This window comes from uncultured Roseovarius sp., assembly GCF_913054395.1.
Lineage (GTDB): Bacteria > Pseudomonadota > Alphaproteobacteria > Rhodobacterales > Rhodobacteraceae > Roseovarius.
The window spans coordinates 1-2,835 of record NZ_CAJXIP010000252.1; the positions used below are offsets into that span (position 1 = coordinate 1).

Annotated in this window: 5 protein-coding genes; all 5 read right to left on the minus strand. The window is 54.7% G+C overall.

Going from position 1 to position 2,835, the window contains the following annotated elements:
* Positions 1–370 precede the first annotated feature (370 nt).
* The gene (locus QZ522_RS18870; RefSeq protein WP_294615271.1) at positions 371–781 is read right to left on the minus strand and encodes a GFA family protein; all 411 of its coding nucleotides are present in this window, start codon (positions 779–781) and stop codon (positions 371–373) included.
* Positions 778–1,764, minus strand: coding sequence for a nitronate monooxygenase (locus tag QZ522_RS18875; RefSeq protein ID WP_294615274.1), 987 nt, complete (start codon positions 1,762–1,764; stop codon positions 778–780). The genes QZ522_RS18870 and QZ522_RS18875 overlap by 4 nt, the downstream gene beginning before the upstream one ends.
* Positions 1,765–1,769: 5 nt before the next feature.
* Entirely contained in the window at positions 1,770–1,976 is a 207-nt protein-coding gene (locus QZ522_RS18880; RefSeq protein WP_158981789.1) for a 4-oxalocrotonate tautomerase family protein, read from the minus strand.
* Positions 1,977–1,987: 11 nt separating this feature from the next.
* A complete protein-coding gene (locus QZ522_RS18885; protein WP_294615280.1) occupies positions 1,988–2,362 on the minus strand; it encodes a nuclear transport factor 2 family protein in 375 nt (124 codons plus the stop codon).
* A partial coding sequence (locus QZ522_RS18890) for a glutathione binding-like protein (RefSeq protein WP_294615283.1) occupies positions 2,359–2,835 on the minus strand: 477 nt, incomplete at its 5' end. The genes QZ522_RS18890 and QZ522_RS18885, both read right to left, overlap by 4 nt.

Here is a 2,835-nt window from a genome sequence, read left to right on the forward strand (position 1 = left end):
GAATTCCTGTCAAGAAGTTTGTCATCGCACTTCTAGCCCTTCAATCTTCACGATCTGTGCGTTTTTGCTGATAAGAAGTTGACCCCAACATAGCAGCCCGGCGCATGCTTTTCCCACGACTGCGCGGTTTCTAGCCTGCAACATTGACTGAGAGGCGTCATTCCAAGATCTCTTCGACTTCATTGCGGAGATAGACCGGCCCATACCCCCAAATCGCTCTACCAGAGGAATCCAAGCTTTTGCATAGACCTCAAATTCAGCGACTTTGGCAGGGTCGATATTGTAGGTCACGTGACAGGTTATCATGATGTTTCCATTCTGGATGTTGCGCTGAAATTTGAATCCAGTGATTTGGCTCGATAAGTCCAAATTACGAGAGATCCGGAAATTCTGCATGTGCGGGGGTTTGCTCTAGCTCGGACGCCCAAATGGGCTGTTCAGAGGCGAATATTCTGATCCGTTCGACAACGTTTACCGGCTCGTTCAGAGAACCGGCCGGGACGATCATCTTCGTTCCATTCCCATTCGCCCAGGGGACGCCGGACCCGCAGACCCGACAGAACGATTTAGAGATATCCCGCCCTGGCACTTGGTACTTGATGATATCATCAATGCCGTTCAGCCAGTCGAACCCTTTGATGCCCACAAACAGGTTCGATGCAAAGGCTGATCCCGTGATCTGGCGGCACTGATCACAACTGCACAGAAACAATTTTTCGAACGTGTTTGTGACCTCGAAGGAGACCACTCCGCACAGGCAACTTCCCTTGATTTTCTTCATCGTAGGTGTCCTTTTCTATTTGAATCGACAAGTCTGCTTAGGTGTCGCAAACGATCTTCGGCCTGCGAAATCATTCCGTGAAGAGTATCTTGCGCTGGTTCGATAGTTCGAATGAGATCAGCGGCTTCACCGACAATCACCGGGGCGATGTCTGTGTCATTCACCTCCCGGGCTGCTTCAAAACGAGCTTTCTCTTCGGCAAGGTTTTGCTTGAGGCCCCCAATGTCTTCGCTCCATTGATGGGTGAAGGCATTTCGCATCGTGCGGAGGTTCCAGTCGTCTGGCCAATCTAGCCCGCGCGCTATGTCGAATACGGAACTGCGTTCTGTTTCGTCACCGCTGCCACAAAGGGCGGCCTGCTTGGCGTTGTCGCTCACCAGCGATTGATTGCTCGCAAAAAAGACAGTTCCGCACAACACGCCCGAGGCCCCAAGAGCCAGAGCCGCAGCGAGACCACGTCCATCGGCGATGCCTCCTGCAGCTATCACCGGTATTTGCTTTGCGATGTCTGCGACCGCCGGAACGAAAGGCAATGTTGCTCTGGTACCGCCGTGTCCGCCCGCCTCGGTGCCCTGTGCCACGATGGCGTCGACGCCGACATCCACAGCTTCGCTCGCTTGATCCAACGTCTGCACCTGAACGATAAGTTTCGTCTGTCTGTCCCTGATTCTGCCAAGAAACGGTTGAAAATCACCAAACGAAAGCACCAGTGCTGCGGGCGTACGCTCAAGGACCAGATCCAGCAGATGAGGCTGCCGAGCCAGTGACCACGTGATAAAGCCTACCCCGATCCGCGCATCGCCCGCAGCGTCGAACTCGCGAGCGAGCCAATCGGCGTCGCCATAGCCACCACCGATCAAACCCAAACCACCAGCCCGGCTGACTGCGGCGGCAAGTGCGCCACCGCTGACACCCGCCATCGGTGCCAACAGAACCGGATGTTCAATGTCAAACAGATCGCAAAGAGATGTGCGAATGGACATTTTGGTCAACTCGCCGCTTTGCGTCTGTATTGTTCGACTGGTAGGCCGCCAACCCCCCAATCCTCAAGCGCAACTTCGTCGATTACAACAAAGGTCGTCGCCGGAGACTTGTCGAGAACCCGGACCAGCAAGTCGGTAACGCCGCTGATCAACTCGGCTTTCTGATCGGTGGTAACCCCTTCGCGGGTTACCTTGATGTTTACATAGGGCATATCGGCTCCTTTCAGGACTCGCGTTCAGTGATTTGGAAAATTTTGGCCATGATCCGCCATTCGCCATCGGTTCGCACAAGGGTCAGGAAGTCGATAAAATCCTTCGTACCGATGGAACACCTCACACGGGCAAAGGCAGTGTTCTCGCCCGCGAACTCTATGGACTCGATCACGTCACGCCGGGGTTCATCGCGCGATGCCGGGGATACGCGCTTCGCCACCAAGGGGAAATATTCATCCATCGTGCGATATAACAGCGGCACCTCGTCCGCCGTTGCGTAGATCGCTTTCGGGTGGAAGGCGTGTCCCAGCCTTTCAATGTCGGCGTGATAGAGGCCATCAAAATAGGTCTCCAACACGCCTGTTAGTATGGCAAATTCTGTCATGCTGCCTGCTCCATGAGACCCTCTGCGACCATTGCCTTGATCGTGGCCGGACGCGCCGCGATGCGTGTCACGTAAGCTTGGGTTTTTGGATGGGCGGCAAGGTTTACCCCAACAAACCCTGCCCAGTTGAGGACCACAAAAGCATAGGCGTCCGCGACGGTGAAAGTATCGCCGAGAAGAAAGGCGCGACCGTCACCAAGACGTTGTTCGATATGCGCGGCACGGCGTCCGACACCAGCCTCGGCCTTCTTCCTTTCCTCACCTTCAAGCTCTTTACCCGAAAAAAACGGGCCAAAGGATTTATGCAGCTCAGACGATACGAAATTGAGGGCTTCCTGAAGCCGAGTGCGCTCCAGCGTACCATTTGGTGGTGCGAGTCCCGCATCGGGTGACTGATCGGCCAGATACTGCAGCACAGCAGGATTTTCTGTAATGATCTCACCATCGTCAGTGATCAAAGCCGGAACATAGCC